At 67.0% G+C, this 14,606-nt stretch carries 27 protein-coding genes; all 27 read right to left on the bottom strand.

Annotated features, from left to right (window positions below; genetic code table 11):
• Positions 1-38 precede the first annotated feature (38 nt).
• The 27 genes from ACQPXB_RS04105 to rplB all read right to left on the bottom strand — a co-directional run bounded on the left by ACQPXB_RS04105 (position 39) and on the right by rplB (position 14,600).
• Complete coding sequence (locus ACQPXB_RS04105; protein ID WP_285970652.1) at positions 39-1,112, bottom strand: DNA-directed RNA polymerase subunit alpha; 1,074 nt, start codon at positions 1,110-1,112, stop codon at positions 39-41.
• Positions 1,113-1,219: 107 nt separating this feature from the next.
• A complete protein-coding gene (gene rpsD, locus ACQPXB_RS04100; protein ID WP_326568113.1) occupies positions 1,220-1,825 on the bottom strand; it encodes a 30S ribosomal protein S4 in 606 nt (201 codons plus the stop codon).
• A gap of 23 nt (positions 1,826-1,848) precedes the next feature.
• Complete coding sequence (gene rpsK, locus ACQPXB_RS04095) at positions 1,849-2,256, bottom strand: 30S ribosomal protein S11 (RefSeq protein WP_004558885.1); 408 nt, start codon at positions 2,254-2,256, stop codon at positions 1,849-1,851.
• Between the two features lie 18 nt (positions 2,257-2,274).
• Positions 2,275-2,460 carry a hypothetical protein gene (locus ACQPXB_RS04090; RefSeq protein ID WP_285970654.1) on the bottom strand — a complete coding sequence of 62 codons (186 nt, stop codon included), beginning with the start codon at positions 2,458-2,460 and terminating at the stop codon, positions 2,275-2,277.
• A complete protein-coding gene (rpsM, locus tag ACQPXB_RS04085; protein ID WP_204091690.1) occupies positions 2,457-2,837 on the bottom strand; it encodes a 30S ribosomal protein S13 in 381 nt (126 codons plus the stop codon). The genes ACQPXB_RS04090 and rpsM overlap by 4 nt, the downstream gene beginning before the upstream one ends.
• Before the next feature lie 204 nt (positions 2,838-3,041).
• A complete protein-coding gene (gene rpmJ / locus ACQPXB_RS04080; RefSeq protein WP_004558882.1) occupies positions 3,042-3,155 on the bottom strand; it encodes a 50S ribosomal protein L36 in 114 nt (37 codons plus the stop codon).
• A gap of 37 nt (positions 3,156-3,192) precedes the next feature.
• Entirely contained in the window at positions 3,193-3,414 is a 222-nt protein-coding gene (gene infA / locus ACQPXB_RS04075; protein WP_004558881.1) for a translation initiation factor IF-1, read from the bottom strand.
• Positions 3,415-3,732: 318 nt separating this feature from the next.
• Positions 3,733-4,509, bottom strand: a complete 777-nt coding sequence (gene map, locus ACQPXB_RS04070) for a type I methionyl aminopeptidase (RefSeq protein ID WP_386946382.1) — start codon at positions 4,507-4,509, stop codon at positions 3,733-3,735.
• 44 nt (positions 4,510-4,553) lie between these two features.
• Positions 4,554-5,108 (bottom strand): adenylate kinase, encoded by a 555-nt coding sequence (locus ACQPXB_RS04065; RefSeq protein WP_220246093.1) that lies wholly within the window; start codon positions 5,106-5,108, stop codon positions 4,554-4,556.
• Positions 5,105-6,412, bottom strand: coding sequence for a preprotein translocase subunit SecY (gene secY / locus ACQPXB_RS04060; protein WP_360597836.1), 1,308 nt, complete (start codon positions 6,410-6,412; stop codon positions 5,105-5,107). Before secY ends, ACQPXB_RS04065 begins: the two co-directional genes overlap by 4 nt.
• 527 nt (positions 6,413-6,939) lie before the next feature.
• Entirely contained in the window at positions 6,940-7,386 is a 447-nt protein-coding gene (gene rplO / locus ACQPXB_RS04055) for a 50S ribosomal protein L15 (protein ID WP_360597541.1), read from the bottom strand.
• Positions 7,383-7,568, bottom strand: coding sequence for a 50S ribosomal protein L30 (rpmD, locus tag ACQPXB_RS04050; RefSeq protein WP_020643215.1), 186 nt, complete (start codon positions 7,566-7,568; stop codon positions 7,383-7,385). Before rpmD ends, rplO begins: the two co-directional genes overlap by 4 nt.
• A gap of 1 nt (position 7,569) precedes the next feature.
• Positions 7,570-8,214, bottom strand: coding sequence for a 30S ribosomal protein S5 (gene rpsE, locus ACQPXB_RS04045; protein WP_004558874.1), 645 nt, complete (start codon positions 8,212-8,214; stop codon positions 7,570-7,572).
• A gap of 31 nt (positions 8,215-8,245) precedes the next feature.
• Positions 8,246-8,653 carry a 50S ribosomal protein L18 gene (gene rplR / locus ACQPXB_RS04040; protein ID WP_364045225.1) on the bottom strand — a complete coding sequence of 136 codons (408 nt, stop codon included), beginning with the start codon at positions 8,651-8,653 and terminating at the stop codon, positions 8,246-8,248.
• Positions 8,650-9,189: a 50S ribosomal protein L6 gene (gene rplF, locus ACQPXB_RS04035; RefSeq protein WP_432849536.1), complete on the bottom strand. Its 540-nt coding sequence runs from the start codon at positions 9,187-9,189 to the stop codon at positions 8,650-8,652. Before rplF ends, rplR begins: the two co-directional genes overlap by 4 nt.
• Positions 9,190-9,205: 16 nt before the next feature.
• Positions 9,206-9,604: a 30S ribosomal protein S8 gene (rpsH, locus tag ACQPXB_RS04030; protein WP_220246088.1), complete on the bottom strand. Its 399-nt coding sequence runs from the start codon at positions 9,602-9,604 to the stop codon at positions 9,206-9,208.
• An 83-nt stretch (positions 9,605-9,687) separates the two neighbouring features.
• Positions 9,688-9,873 carry a type Z 30S ribosomal protein S14 gene (locus ACQPXB_RS04025; protein WP_326568105.1) on the bottom strand — a complete coding sequence of 62 codons (186 nt, stop codon included), beginning with the start codon at positions 9,871-9,873 and terminating at the stop codon, positions 9,688-9,690.
• A gap of 4 nt (positions 9,874-9,877) precedes the next feature.
• Positions 9,878-10,441 carry a 50S ribosomal protein L5 gene (rplE, locus tag ACQPXB_RS04020; protein WP_360597545.1) on the bottom strand — a complete coding sequence of 188 codons (564 nt, stop codon included), beginning with the start codon at positions 10,439-10,441 and terminating at the stop codon, positions 9,878-9,880.
• A gap of 1 nt (position 10,442) precedes the next feature.
• Positions 10,443-10,757 carry a 50S ribosomal protein L24 gene (gene rplX, locus ACQPXB_RS04015; RefSeq protein ID WP_204091700.1) on the bottom strand — a complete coding sequence of 105 codons (315 nt, stop codon included), beginning with the start codon at positions 10,755-10,757 and terminating at the stop codon, positions 10,443-10,445.
• A complete protein-coding gene (gene rplN, locus ACQPXB_RS04010; protein ID WP_004558867.1) occupies positions 10,757-11,125 on the bottom strand; it encodes a 50S ribosomal protein L14 in 369 nt (122 codons plus the stop codon). The genes rplX and rplN overlap by 1 nt, the downstream gene beginning before the upstream one ends.
• An 84-nt stretch (positions 11,126-11,209) precedes the next feature.
• Positions 11,210-11,494 (bottom strand): 30S ribosomal protein S17, encoded by a 285-nt coding sequence (rpsQ, locus tag ACQPXB_RS04005; protein WP_360597546.1) that lies wholly within the window; start codon positions 11,492-11,494, stop codon positions 11,210-11,212.
• On the bottom strand, positions 11,491-11,736 hold the full coding sequence (gene rpmC / locus ACQPXB_RS04000) for a 50S ribosomal protein L29 (protein WP_220246084.1): 246 nt from the start codon (positions 11,734-11,736) through the stop codon (positions 11,491-11,493). The genes rpsQ and rpmC overlap by 4 nt, the downstream gene beginning before the upstream one ends.
• Positions 11,736-12,155, bottom strand: coding sequence for a 50S ribosomal protein L16 (gene rplP / locus ACQPXB_RS03995; protein ID WP_091618501.1), 420 nt, complete (start codon positions 12,153-12,155; stop codon positions 11,736-11,738). Before rplP ends, rpmC begins: the two co-directional genes overlap by 1 nt.
• Before the next feature lie 3 nt (positions 12,156-12,158).
• The gene (gene rpsC / locus ACQPXB_RS03990) at positions 12,159-13,013 is read right to left on the bottom strand and encodes a 30S ribosomal protein S3 (RefSeq protein WP_366575794.1); all 855 of its coding nucleotides are present in this window, start codon (positions 13,011-13,013) and stop codon (positions 12,159-12,161) included.
• Complete coding sequence (gene rplV / locus ACQPXB_RS03985) at positions 13,013-13,432, bottom strand: 50S ribosomal protein L22 (RefSeq protein WP_220246082.1); 420 nt, start codon at positions 13,430-13,432, stop codon at positions 13,013-13,015. The genes rpsC and rplV overlap by 1 nt, the downstream gene beginning before the upstream one ends.
• 31 nt (positions 13,433-13,463) lie before the next feature.
• Entirely contained in the window at positions 13,464-13,745 is a 282-nt protein-coding gene (gene rpsS, locus ACQPXB_RS03980; protein ID WP_153035997.1) for a 30S ribosomal protein S19, read from the bottom strand.
• An 18-nt stretch (positions 13,746-13,763) separates the two neighbouring features.
• A complete protein-coding gene (rplB, locus tag ACQPXB_RS03975) occupies positions 13,764-14,600 on the bottom strand; it encodes a 50S ribosomal protein L2 (protein WP_366575797.1) in 837 nt (278 codons plus the stop codon).
• Between the last annotated feature and the right edge of the window lie 6 nt (positions 14,601-14,606).

The raw sequence follows: 14,606 nt of genomic DNA, 5'->3' as shown, positions 1-14,606 counted from the left end.
CTCCTAGTTCAGCTGCACAGCTCCAGGCCTACGCGGCCTTACAGCTGCTCCGTCTCTGCGTAGTCCTGGCCATCGTCGTGGCCCTCGTCCGAAATCCCGCCGCCGATGCCGGCCACGCTGCCCGACCAGCCCTCACCGTCGTAGCTCGAGGCAGCCGCGGTCGGGTCGAACCCGGGCGGGCTGTCCTTGAGCGCCAGGCCGAGACCGACCAGCTTCAGCTTGACCTCGTCGATCGACTTCGCACCGAAGTTGCGGATGTCGAGCAGGTCCGCCTCGCTGCGCGAGACGAGCTCGCCCACCGTGTGGATGCCTTCGCGCTTGAGGCAGTTGTACGACCGGACGGTGAGGTCCAGGTCCTCGATCGGCATCGCGTAGGCAGCGATGGTGTCCGCTTCCTGCGGCGACGGGCCGATCTCGATGCCCTCGGCGTCGACGTTCAGCTCGCGAGCGAGACCGAACAGCTCCACCAGCGTCTTGCCCGCCGACGCGACCGCGTCGCGCGGCGTGATCGACGGCTTGGTCTCGACGTCCAGGATCAGCTTGTCGAAGTCGGTGCGCTGCTCGACACGAGTGGCCTCGACCTTGTACGTCACCTTCAGCACCGGCGAGTAGATCGAGTCGACCGGGATACGGCCGATCTCGGCGCCGGCCTGCTTGTTCTGCAGAGCCGGAACGTAACCGCGGCCACGCTCGACGACGAGCTCGATCTCGAGCTTGCCCTTGCCGTTCAGGGCCGCGATGTGGAGGTCCGGGTTGTGCACGGTGACGCCGGCCGGGGGCACGATGTCGGCTGCCGTGACCTCACCGGGGCCCTGCTTGCGCAGGTACATGGTGACCGGCTCGTCCTCTTCCGAGGACACCACGAGCTCCTTGAGGTTCAGGATGATGTCGGTGACGTCTTCCTTCACCCCGGGAACGGTGGTGAACTCGTGCAGCACGCCGTCGATGCGGATGCTCGTCACGGCCGCGCCCGGAATGGACGACAGCAGCGTGCGCCGCAGCGAGTTGCCGAGCGTGTAGCCGAAGCCGGGCTCCAGCGGTTCGATGGTGAACCGGGAGCGGGTCTCGTTGACCGTCTCTTCGCCGAGAGCCGGCCGCTGGGAAATCAGCATTTCTTCTGGTTCCTTTCCAGACGACGCCCGCCATATGACGTCGAAGGGATGGCGCGGCGGCGGCGCACCTGTTGCGCCGCCGCCCGTAACTCAGCCCGGAAGCTGGGTTACTTCGAGTAGAGCTCGACGATCAGCTGTTCCTGAACCGGAACGTCGATCTGCGCACGCTCCGGCAGCTGGTGGACCAGCACGCGGAGGTTGGACTGGACGACCTGCAGCCACGCCGGGATGGGGCGCTCGCCGAAGGACTCCTTCGCCACCACGAAGGGCAGCATCGAGAACGACTTCGGCCGCACGTCGATGATGTCCCACTTGGAGACCTGGAAGGACGGGACGTTGACCTTGACGCCGTTGACCAGGAAGTGGCCGTGGCTCACCAGCTGGCGCGCCTGGCGGCGCGTGCGGGCGATGCCGGCGCGGTAGATCACGTTGTCCAGCCGGGACTCGAGGATCTGCAGCAGGTTCTCACCGGTCTTGCCCGGACGCCGAACGGCTTCCTTGTAGTACCGGACGAATTGGCGCTCGAGAACGCCGTAGGTGTAGCGAGCCTTCTGCTTCTCCTGCGACTGCAGGAGGTACTCGGACTCCTTGATGCGCCCGCGGCCGTGCTGGCCCGGCGGGTAGGGGCGACGCTCGAAAGCCTGGTCGCCGCCGATGAGGTCAACCTTGAGGCGACGCGAAATACGCGTCGCGGGGCCGGTGTAACGAGCCATTTCTTCTTACTCCTCCCCGTTCCTCAGACCCGGCGCCGCTTGGGCGGGCGGCAGCCGTTGTGGGGCTGCGGGGTCACGTCCTGGATGGTGCCGACCTCGAGACCGGCGGCCTGCAGCGAGCGGATCGCCGTCTCGCGGCCCGAACCCGGGCCCTTCACGAAGACGTCGACCTTCTTCATGCCGTGCTCGGCAGCCTTGCGGGCCGCGTTCTCGGCGGCCATCTGCGCGGCGAACGGGGTGGACTTGCGCGAGCCCTTGAAGCCCACGTGACCACTCGACGCCCACGCGATCACGGCGCCCGTGGGGTCCGTGATCGAGACGATGGTGTTGTTGAACGTGCTCTTGATGTGCGCGTGACCGTGCGCGACGTTCTTCTTTTCCTTGCGGCGGACCTTCTTGGCCCCCGCCGCAGTACGAGACTTCGGTGGCATGTTCTGAGGGTTCTCCTGTTAGCGCGCGTTCTCTTGGTGAGCGGCAACCGCTTCGGCCTGACCGCGTCGGATGATCGATCCGGCGTCGGTGTACAGGTTCCGCAGCGCCATCGGGCGGGCGTAGAGCGCCTTGGGCGAGACACAAGCCGTGCCGCGACGGTTCCCGCCGCCCATCTGCACGACCTTCTTGCCCTTGACGCTCACTTCTTGCCAGCCTTCTTCTTGCCGGCGACCGTCTTCTTCGGACCCTTGCGGGTGCGGGCGTTGGTCTTGGTCCGCTGACCGCGGACGGGCAGACCACGACGCCAGCGCAGGCCCTGGTAGGTGCCGATCTCGATCTTGCGACGGATGTCGGCGTTCACCTCGCGACGCAGGTCACCCTCGACCTTGAAGTTCTCGTCGATGTAGTCACGAAGCTTGATGAGGTCCTCATCGCTGAGGTCCTTCACGCGGGTGTCCGCGTTGAGCTCGGCAGCAGCGATCATCTGCTTCGAGCGGGTACGGCCGATGCCGTAGATGTAGGTCAGCGCGATCTCCAACCGCTTTTCGCGGGGGAGGTCTACGCCAGCGAGTCGTGCCATGGGCGCTGTAGCTCCTTCTTCGATTTCATCTTCAGGTCTTCTCCCCGTCCGGTTCCGGAACCGACTCGCCTGTCGTGCCCGCGGCTTGCGCTGCGGGTGTCCCGGCCCCGGCCTGAAGTCCGGGGGTGAACCGGACCGCTCACGCGGCCCGGCAGGTGCGGGGAGGGTGTGTAGCCGTCAATCCGCTCTGCTGGAGTGCGGTGCTCAGCCCTGACGCTGCTTGTGACGCAGGTTCTCGCAGATCACCATGATCCGGCCGTGGCGGCGGATCACCTTGCACTTGTCGCAGATCTTCTTGACGCTCGGCTGGACCTTCACGTCTCCGACTCTCCTGCTTCTTCTCAGCTCTTCGTGATCACTTGTAGCGGTAGACGATGCGACCACGAGACAAGTCGTAGGGCGAAAGCTCCACGACGACCCTGTCCTCGGGCAGGATGCGGATGTAGTGCTGCCGCATCTTGCCGCTGATGTGGGCAAGAACTTTGTGGCCGTTCTCCAACTCGACGCGGAACATCGCGTTGGGGAGCGGCTCGACCACGCGGCCTTCGACCTCGATGGCCCCGTCTTTCTTAGCCATGTCCTCCGCAATCCCTGAATGCACGCTTGATGCACACAGCGTGATCGGTTTGAGCTCGAGTCCCTTGCTTACTGGGGTGCTGCTCCGGCACACTCCACCCCGACTCCGAGTGTTCGCGAGAGTTCACGAGCGCGCAGGAACCGGCGCGATGAGTACGCCGACTTGACAGTGTACGCAACTCGTGTCGCGACCCCCAAACGGGGGGTAACTGTGCTACAAGCCGGCGGTGGGGCGCCAGGGTTCCAGTATGCCTGAAAACGAGCCGACCTGCGAGAATCGCCTGGTCAGGTGAACTTTGCCGGCTGGGTGAACGCCGTATCAGTCCTCTTCGGGCGCGGTGAGCACCCAGGGACCGTCCTCGGTGATGGCGACGGTGTGCTCCCAGTGCGAGGCGCGGGAGCCGTCGGCCGTGACCACGGTCCAGCCGTCCTCGAGCTCCACGGTCTCGCCGCCGCCCCCGGTGAGCATGGGCTCGATCGCGAGCGCCATGCCGACCTTGAGCCGCGGGCCCTTGCCGGGCTTGCCGACGTTCGGCAGGAACGGGTCCATGTGCATCTGGCGGCCGATGCCGTGGCCGCCGTACTCGAGGATCATCCCGTACTCGACGCCGTTGTCGCGGCCCGCCTTCTCGGCCGCGGTCTGCACGGCGAACGAGATGTCGGTGAGCCGGCCGCCCGCGTGCACGGCCTCGATGCCGGCCCACATGGACTTCTCCGTGGCGGCGGACAGCGCGAGGTCCTTCTCGCTGACAGCGCCGATCGCGAGCGTCACGGCGGAGTCGCCGTGCCAGCCGTCGAGGATGGCGCCGCAGTCGACCGAGATCAGGTCACCGTCGGCCAGCACCTGCCGGCTCGACGGGATGCCATGGACGATCTGCTCGTTCACCGACGCGCAGATCGACGCGGGGAAACCGTGGTAGCCCTTGAAGGACGGCACGGCCCCCGCGTCGCGGATCGTCTGCTCGGCCAGCTCGTCGAGCTCGGCGGTGCTGACCCCCACCTGCGCACGCTCGCGCACGGCGGCCAGCGTCTTCGCGACGACCAGCCCTGCCGCCCGCATCGCCTGCAGCTCGCCCGGCGTCTTGACCTCGATCATGCGCCCACGGCGGAGCACTTGCAGAACACGCAACCCTCCGAGATTCACGTGCGGTCGCGCAGCGCTTTCAGCACGCGGTCCGAGATCTCCTGCACGTCGCCCACGCCGTCGACAGCCACCAGGATGTCGGCGTAGTACTCCAGCAGCGGGGCCGTCTCGGACCAGTAGATCTGCTGGCGGCGGCGGATGACCTCTTCGGTGTCGTCGGCGCGGCCACGGGCCATCAGCCTGGACACGACCACGTCCTCGGGCACCTGCAGCTGGATCACCGACTCGAGCGCGCAGTCGGATTCCTTCAGCATCTCGCCGAGGACCTCGGCCTGCTTCGTGTTGCGGGGGAAACCGTCGAGCAGGAAGCCGGCCTTCGCGTCGGGCTCGGCGAGCCGTTCGCGGACCATCTCGTTGGTCACCGAGTCGGGGACGAGCTCACCCGAGTCGAGGTAGCGCTTGGCCTCCTGGCCGAGCGGCGTCTCCTGGCCGACGTGGGCGCGGAACAGGTCACCGGTCGAGATGTGCGGAACCCGCAGCTGCTCGGACAGGGCCACCGCCTGCGTACCTTTACCCGCGCCGGGCGGGCCGACGAGAACCACTCGCGTCACTTCAAGAACCCTTCGTAGTTGCGCTGCATCAGCTGGCTTTCGATCTGCTTCACGGTGTCGAGGCCGACACCCACCATGATCAGCACAGCCGTGCCACCGAACGGGAAGTTCTGGTTGTTCCCGCTGCCGGTGAGGGACAGGAAGAAGTTCGGGAGGATCGCGATGATGCCCAGGTACAGCGAGCCCGGCAGGGTGATCCGGCCGAGGACGTAGCTCAGGTATTCGGCGGTGGGACGGCCCGGGCGGATACCCGGGATGAAGCCACCGAACTTCTTCATCTCGTCCGCACGCTCGTCGACGTTGAACGTGATCGTGATGTAGAAGTACGTGAAGAAGATGATCAACGCGAAGTACAGCAGGATGTGCACCCAGCTGCTCTGGTTGACCAGGTAGTTCTGGATGAAGGCCTGCCAGCCGGAGTTGCTGTTCGGGTCGCCGATGAGCTGGCTGAGCAGCTGCGGCAGGTACAGCAGCGACGACGCGAAGATGACCGGGATGACGCCGGCCTGGTTCACCTTGATGGGCAGGTACGTCGACGTGCCGCCGTACATCCGGCGGCCGATCATGCGCTTGGCGTACTGCACCGGGATCCGGCGCTGCCCCTGCTCCACGAAGATGACGCTCGCGATGATCACCAAGCCGAACACGCAGATCATGACCAGGGCGACCGCGCCGCCGTTGCTCATGATGTTGGCGCCCTCGGTGGGGATGCGGGCCGCGATGTTGAGGAAGATCAGGACCGACATGCCGTTGCCGACGCCGCGCTCGGTGATGAGCTCGCCCAGCCACATCATGACGGCGGTGCCCGCGGTCATGGTGCAGACGATCAGCGCCAGCGAGTAGACGCTGTTGTCCGGGATGATCTGCTGCTGGCAGCCCTGGAACAGGGTGCCGCGGTCGGCCAGCGCGACAACGCCGGTGGCCTGCAGGATCGCCAGGGCGATCGTGAGGTACCGGGTGTACTGCGTGAGCTTGTTCTGGCCGGCCTGGCCTTCCTTCTTCAGCTCCTCGAACCGCGGGATCACCACGGTCAGCAGCTGGATGATGATGCTCGCCGTGATGTACGGCATGATGCCGGTCGAGAACAGCGACAGCTGGAGCAGCGCACCACCGCTGAACAGGTTCAGCAGCTGGTAGACGCCCTGCTGGTCAGCCTGAGAGCTACAGGCCTGCACGGCGGAGAACGAGATCCCCGGGGCCGGGATGGCGGCACCGATCCGGTAGACCGCGACGATGGCTAGCGTGAACAGGATCTTCTTGCGTAGATCCGGCGTCGCGAGAGCCGAGCGGAAGGCGCTGAGCACGCGGGGGACCTCCTCGGCGTCGTCGGCTGTCCTACCGACGATCGGCTTGGCCGGCACGAGACCGGCGGGAACACAGCTCACTGGCAGGCAAGCCAGGAACGCCTCAGGGCACACTGGTCCCGAAGCGTGTGGCCGACTCTAACAGCTTCACAGGGCGTGTCCGCAGCGCGTGTGCGTTTTCCGTCTCAGCCGGCTTCGAGACGCCTGGGGCGATGCCGCAGGTTGGACCGTTCGCAGGCGAAATGATCACCTGTTCGGCCCCGGTCTTCGGTCGTGTGCCGGTGGCCGCTACACGGTGGACGCGCGGGGCCGGGCCGGGTTGCTTCGTTGGCGCACAACGGATCGGGCCGCGGGCACCGACTGCCGCACGGCCGGCCGCGAACGTCCTCAGTGGCCCTGAGCGGACCCGCCGGGCCCGCTCCCCGCGACGGCCGCGAACGCGCCTGTGGAAGAGCCCACACAACGACTCGGGCCCACCCAGCGGTGCGCTGGATGGGCCCGAGTCGGGTATCAGTGCTTCAGGTGCCTCAGTTGGCGGTGGCGGAACCACCGGCAGCTTCGAGCTTCTCCTTGGCAGAGCCGGAGAAACCGTCCGCGGTGACGTCCAGCTTCACGCCGTTGACGTCTCCGTTGCCGAGGACCTTCACGAGGCTGCCCTTGCGGACGAGACCGCCCGCGACGAGCTCCTCGACGCCGATCTTGCCGCCGTCCGGGAACACGCGGGCGATGTCGCCCACGTTCACGGGCTGGTACTCGGTGCGGAAGCGGTTCTTGAAGCCACGCAGCTTCGGCAGCCGCATGTGGATGGGCATCTGCCCACCCTCGAAGCCGGCGGGCACGTTCTTGCGGGCCTTGGTGCCCTTCGTACCGCGGCCGGCCGTCTTGCCCTTGGAACCTTCACCACGGCCCACGCGGATCTTGTCGCGCTTGGCGCCCGGAGCCGGACGCAGGTGGTGGATCTTGATGGCCGTCATGCCTGGACCTCCTCGACCTCCACCAGGTGGCGGACGGTGTGGATCAGGCCGCGCACCTGGGGGGTGTCTTCACGCACGACGCTCTGGCGGATCTTGCGCAGCCCGAGGGTGCGCAGCGACTCGCGGTGAGCGTGCTTCGTGCCGATCTTGCTCTTGACCTGGGTGACCTTGAGCTGAGTCATGTCAGACCCCCTGGCCCGCGCGCTGGCGCAGCATCCGGGCCGGAGCGACGTCCTCGAGCGGGAGACCGCGGCGGGCCGCGACCTCTTCGGGACGCTGCAGACCCTTCAGGGCCGCGACGGTCGCGTGCACGATGTTGATCGCGTTGTCGGAGCCGAGCGACTTCGACAGCACGTCGTGGACACCCGCGCACTCCAGCACCGCGCGCACCGGGCCACCGGCGATGACACCGGTACCGGCCGAAGCCGGACGCAGCAGCACGACACCGGCGGCTTCCTCACCCTGGATCGGGTGGGGAATGGTGCCACCGACGCGAGGCACGCGGAAGAAGTTCTTCTTCGCTTCCTCGACGCCCTTGGCGATGGCCGCGGGAACTTCCTTGGCCTTGCCGTAGCCGACGCCGACCTGGCCGTCACCGTCGCCGACGACGACGAGGGCGGTGAAGCTGAAGCGACGACCACCCTTGACGACCTTCGCGACGCGGTTGATCGTCACGACCTTCTCGAGGTGCGGGGTCTTGTCCTGGGCCGCCCCGCCACGGCCGCTGTCGCGCCGGTCCCGGCGGTCGCGACGGTCACCGCGGTCGTTGCCGCCCTGACCGCCCGGTCCGCCCTGGCCGCCGCCGAATTGCCGCGTACGTCCCGGCATCAGGCTTTCCTTCCATTGACGAGCATCTGCATCAGAATTCCAACCCCGCCTCACGGGCGGCGTCGGCCAGCGCGGCGATGCGGCCGTGGTAGGCGTTGCCGCCACGGTCGAACACCACAGCCGAGATCCCGGCCGCCTTGGCGCGCGAGGCGACGAGTTCGCCGACCTTCGCGGCCTTGGCCTTCTTGTCGCCGTCGGCCGCGCGGACGTCCGCCTCGAGGGTGGACGCCGACGCCAGGGTGTGGCCGGCGAGGTCGTCGATCACCTGCACGGCGATGTGCCGCGAGGAACGCTTGACGACCAGCCGCGGACGAACCGGCGTGCCGCTGACCTTCTTGCGCAGGCGGAAGTGCCGACGGGCCTTCGCGACGCGGCGGCGGGTCGAGATGTCCTTGCCGACCGGCTTGCGCTTCGTCGTAGTCGTGTCGCTCATGATCACTTACCCGTCTTTCCGACCTTGCGGCGGATCTTCTCACCCTCGTAGCGCAGGCCCTTGCCCTTGTACGGGTCGGGACGGCGCAGCTTGCGGATGACCGCGGCGATCTGGCCGACCTTCTGCTTGTCGATGCCGGACACCGAGAACCGGGTGGGGGTCTCCACCTTGAAGGTGATGCCCTCCGGCGCCTCGATCTTCACCGGGTGGCTGTAGCCGAGGGCGAACTCGAGGTCCGAGCCCTTGGCCTGCACGCGGTAACCGACGCCGTGGATTTCCATCTTCTTCTCGTAGCCGGTGGTGACACCGACGACGAGGTTGTTCACCAGCGTGCGGGTGAGACCGTGCAGCGCCTTGGAGGTGCGCTCGTCGTCCGAGCGCTTCACCTGCAGCGCGCCGTCTTCACCGCGCTCGACGGTGATGGGCTCGGCGACGGTGTGCTCGAGGGTGCCCTTGGGACCCTTGACCTGAATGTGCTGACCGTTGATGGTCACCTCGACCCCGGAGGGGACGGCGACCGGCAGCTTTCCGATGCGTGACATGTCTGTGCCCCCTTCCTTACCAGACGTAGGCGAGGACTTCGCCGCCCACGTTGTTGCGCTTGGCCTGACGGTCGGTCTGCAGGCCGCCGGACGTCGAGATGATCGCGACGCCGAGGCCACCCAGCACGGACGGCAGTTCGGTCGATTTTGCGTACACCCGCAGACCCGGCTTCGACACGCGCCGGAGGCCGGCGATGCTGCGCTCACGGTTGGGGCCGTACTTCAGCTCCACGATCAGGTTCTTGTGCTTCTCGCCCGGCTCGTCGCGGTAGCCCGCGATGTAGCCCTCGCGCTTGAGGATCTCGGCGATGTTCGCCTTGATCTTCGAGTGGGGAAGCACGACCTCGTCGTGGTACGCCGAGTTCGCGTTACGCAGACGCGTCAAGAAGTCTGCGATGGGGTCGGTCATCGTCATGGTGACCTGTCAACCTTTCTCGCCTGGTTCCCCGCCGTGTGAGGGCGGGGCCTGTGGCGAACTGGGAAATAGTTTCGAGCCTCTTACCAGCTGGACTTGTGGACGCCGGGCAGCTCGCCCGCGTGCGCCATCTCCCGGAGGCAGATCCGGCAGAGCCCGAACTTGCGGTACACCGAGTGCGGCCGACCACAACGGTTGCAGCGGGTGTAACCCCGCACGGCGAACTTCGGCTTCTTGGCGGCCTTGTGGACCAGCGCTTTCTTGGCCATCGGCTCAGTTCTCCTTGAACGGGAAACCGAGCTTGCGCAGCAGCGCCCGGCCCTCGTCGTCGGTGGTGGCGGTCGTGACGACGGTGACGTCCATACCGCGCGGACGGTCGATGTCGTCGGGGTTGATCTCGTGGAACATCGACTGCTCGTTGAGACCGAACGTGTAGTTGCCGTTGCCGTCGAACTGCTTGCCGGACAAGCCGCGGAAGTCGCGGATACGGGGCAGCGCGATGGTGAGCAGCCGGTCCAGGAACTCCCACATCCGGTCGCCGCGCAGCGTCACGCGCGCGCCGATCGGCTGGCCCTCGCGCAGCTTGAACTGCGCGATGGACTTGCGGGCCTTCCGGACTTCCGGCTTCTGGCCGGTGATCAGCGACAGGTCGCGGACAGCACCCTCGATGAGCTTGCTGTCGCGGGCCGCGTCACCCACACCCATGTTCACGACGACCTTCACGACGCCGGGAATCTGGTGCACGTTGGGGATGGAGAACTCCTTCTGGAGCTCGCCCTTGATCTCGTCGCGGTACCGGGTCTTCAGACGCGGCACGATCTTCTCTGCGGTGGTCATGTCAGATGTCCTTGCCGTTCCGGCGCGAGACCCGGACCTTCTTGCCGTCCTCGCCGATGCGGTAGCCCACGCGGGTCGGCTTGCCGTCCGAGTCCACGACCATCACGTTCGACACGTGGATGGGCGCTTCCTGGGTCACGATGCCACCGGACTGCGCACCACGCTGGGTCTGGGTGATCCGGGTGTGCTTCTTGATCCGGTTCACGCCTTCGACCAGCACGCGGTCCCGCTCCGGGTAGGCCTGGATGACCTTGCCCTTGGCGCCCTTGTCCTTGCCGGCGATGACGACGACCGTGTCGCCCTTCTTCACCTTCATCACAGCACCTCCGGCGCGAGCGAAATGATCTTCATGAACTTTCGGTCGCGCAGCTCGCGGCCCACCGGGCCGAAGATGCGGGTGCCACGGGGCTCGTTGTCGTTCTTGATGAGCACAGCGGCGTTCTCGTCGAAGCGGATGTAGGAACCGTCCGGACGACGGCGTTCCTTCACCGTGCGGACGATGACGGCCTTGACGACGTCGCCCTTCTTCACCCCGGCAGCCGGGATGGCGTCCTTCACGGTGGCGACGATGATGTCGCCGATACCCGCGTAGCGCCGCCCCGAACCACCGAGCACCCGGATGCAAAGGATCTCCTTCGCACCGGTGTTGTCGGCAACCCGTAGCCGCGACTCCTGCTGGATCACGTCAACTCCTGTATGTCGCGCCGGTTCTCGCGTGTTGTCTCACAACGCGAGCCTTGCGGAACCAAGGACTCCGAAGAGCCCTGCTTACTTGGCCTTCTCCACGACCTGCACGAGGCGCCAGCGCTTCGTCGCCGACAGCGGCCGGGTCTCCATCAGGGTGACCCGGTCGCCCACGCCCGCCTCGTTGTTCTCGTCGTGCACCTTGACCTTGGTGGTGCTGCGCAGAACCTTCGAGTAGCGCGGGTGCTTCTTGCGGTCTTCGAGCTCGACCACGATCGTCTTGTCCATCTTGTCCGAGACGACGTAGCCCTCGCGCACCTTGCGGTAGTTGCGCACGACCTTCTCGGTCTCGGTGGTGGGCTCGCTCATGCGGCACCTTCACTCTCGCTGTCGGGGGCCACGGAAAGCCCGAGCTCCCGCTCGCGCATGACCGTGTAGATCCGCGCGATGTCCGTGCGGACGGTGCGCAGCCGACGGTTGTTGTCCAGCTGCCCGGTCGCCATCTGGAAGCGGAGGTTGAAGAGCTCCTCCTTGTATTCCTTCAGACGCAGCACGAGCTCTTCCGCGGTGAGCTCACGAAGCTCCGATGCCTGGGCGGCGCCGTTGGCCATCAGAACTCACCACCTTCACGGGTCACGATGCGGCACTTCATGGGCAGCTTGTGGATCGCGCGACGGAGGGCCTCACGGGCCGTCTCCTCGTTCGGGAAGCTGATCTCGAACATCACGCGACCCGGCTTCACGTTGGCGATCCACCACTCGGGCGAACCCTTACCGGAACCCATGCGGGTTTCGGCCGGCTTCTTGGTCAGCGGGCGGTCCGGGTAGATCGTCGTCCACACCTTGCCGCCACGCTTGATGTGACGGGTCATGGCGATACGAGCGGACTCGATCTGCCGGTTCGTCACGTAGCTGTGCTCAAGCGCCTGGATGCCGAACTCGCCGAAGCTGACCTTCGTACCGCCCTTGGCGGCGCCGTGGCGCTTCGGGGAGTGCTGCTTCCGGTGCTTGACCCTGCGCGGGATGAGCACGTCTCAGCCCTCCGTCTTTTCTGCGGTCTCGGCAGCCGGGGCCGCTTCGGTCGCCACGGGTGCCGTGTCTTCGGTCTTCGCGGCGGCTGCGGCGCGGCCGGCTTCGGTCGAGGTGGCCGTCGTGCCCGAAGCGCCGGAGCGGCGCGGACGGGAGGGACGGTCGCCACGGTCGCGGCGCGGGGCCCGCTCGGCGGCCGCGGCGGCGTCGCGCGCCTCGCGGGCCTTGAGGCCACCGACCAGCTCACCCTTGTAGATCCACACCTTCACGCCGATGCGACCGAACGTCGTCTTGGCCTCGAAGAAGCCGTAGTCGATGTCGGCGCGCAGCGTGTGCAGCGGGACCCGGCCGTCGCGGTAGTGCTCGGAGCGGGACATCTCGGCACCGCCGAGACGACCGCCGCACTGCACGCGAATGCCCTTGACCTGCGGCGAGCGCATGGAGGTCTGGATCGCCTTGCGCATCGCGCGGCGGAACGCCACGCGGTTGCTCAGCTGCTCAGCGACACCCTGCGCGACGAGCTGCGCGTCGGCCTCGGGGTTCTTGACCTCGAGGATGTTCAGCTGGACCTGCTTGGCGGTCAGCTTCTCCAGCGCGCCACGGATCCGGTCGGCCTCCGCGCCGCGACGGCCGATGACGATGCCCGGCCGGGCGGTGTGGATGTCGACGCGGACGCGGTCACGGGTGCGCTCGATCTCGACCTTGGAGATGCCGGCGCGCTCCATGCCCGTGGACAGCAGCTTGCGGATCTTCACGTCCTCGGCCACGTACTCCGAGTACTGCTTGTCGGCGTACCAGCGCGACTTCCAGTCCGTGGTGATACCCAGGCGGAAGCCGTGCGGGTTGATCTTCTGGCCCACTACCGGCCACCTGCCTTCTTCTTGCTCTGAGCCTTCTTCACGTCGGCCTTCGGACGCGACTCCACCTCGACGGTGATGTGGCTCGTCCGCTTGCGGATCCGGTACGCGCGGCCCTGGGCCCGCGGGCGGATGCGCTTGAGGGTCGGGCCCTCGTCGGCGTACGCGTTCTTGACCCAGAGCGTCTCCGGGTCCAGCTGAAGGTTGTTCTCGGCGTTGGCCACGGCGCTGGCGAGCACCTTCGCGACCGGCTCGCTGGCCGCCTGCGGGGCGAACCGGAGCACGGCCAAGGCGTCGGCGGCGCTACGTCCCTTGATGAGCTCGATCACCCGGCGCACCTTGGTCGGCGAGTCCCGGACGAAGCGAGCCCGCGCGTAAGCCGTAGGCAGAGCCTCGACCGTCGCGTCGTTCTGGGCGTTCATCGCTACTTCCCTTGTCTTGTTTCGTGCCCGCTCAGCGGCGGCGCGACTTGCGGTCGTCCTTGATGTGGCCCTTGAAGGTCCGAGTCGGGGCGAACTCGCCCAGCTTGTGACCCACCATGGCCTCGGTGACGAACACCGGGACGTGCTTGCGGCCGTCGTGCACGGCGATCGTGTGGCCCAGGAAATCCGGGATGATCGTCGAGCGACGCGACCAGGTCTTGATCACGGTCTTCTTGTTGGCCTCGTTCAGCGCGTCCACCTTCTTGAGCAGGTGGTCGTCCACGAACGGGCCCTTCTTGAGGCTACGTGGCATGTTGTTCTACCTCCCTGCTCAGCGCTTGTTCTTGCCGGTGCGACGGCGGCGGACGATGAGAGCGTCGCTCGCCTTGCGGCGGCGCGTACGACCCTCGGGCTTACCGTTCGGGTTGACCGGGTGGCGACCACCGGAGGTCTTGCCCTCACCACCACCGTGCGGGTGGTCGACCGGGTTCATGACGACACCACGGACGGTGGGGCGCTTGCCGCGCCAGCGGTTACGACCCGCCTTGCCCCAGTTGATGTTGGCGTGCTCGGAGTTGCCCACCTCGCCGACGGTCGCGCGGTTGCGCACGTCGACGTTGCGGATCTCGCCCGAGGGAAGCCGCAGCTGGGCGTACGGCCCGTCCTTGGCGACCAGCTGCACGCGGGCGCCGGCGGAACGCGCCATCTTCGCGCCGCCACCGGGGCGGAGCTCGATCGCGTGGACCACGGTGCCGACCGGGATGTTGCGCAGCGGCAGGTTGTTGCCCGGCTTGATGTCGGCGCGAGGGCCGTTCTCGACGGTGTCGCCCTGCTTCAGCTTGTCCGGCGCGATGATGTAGCGCTTCTCGCCGTCGGCGTAGTGCAGGAGCGCGATGCGCGCGGTGCGGTTGGGGTCGTACTCGATGTGCGCGACCTTGGCCGGCACGCCGTCCTTGTCATTGCGACGGAAGTCGATGACGCGGTAGGCGCGCTTGTGGCCGCCACCCTTGTGCCGGGTGGTGATCTTGCCCGACGAGTTGCGACCGCCCGAACCGCTCAGCGGACGCAGCAGCGACTTCTCCGGCGTGGAGCGGGTGATCTCGGCGAAGTCCGAGACGCTCGAACCGCGACGACCCGGGGTCGTCGGCTTGTACTTGCGGATGCCCATTGTCAG

Source organism: Amycolatopsis sp. CA-161197 (assembly GCF_050942255.1).
Taxonomy (GTDB): domain Bacteria; phylum Actinomycetota; class Actinomycetes; order Mycobacteriales; family Pseudonocardiaceae; genus Amycolatopsis.
Note: the sequence above shows the minus strand (reverse complement) of the source record. Positions and strands in the feature narration are given on the sequence as shown.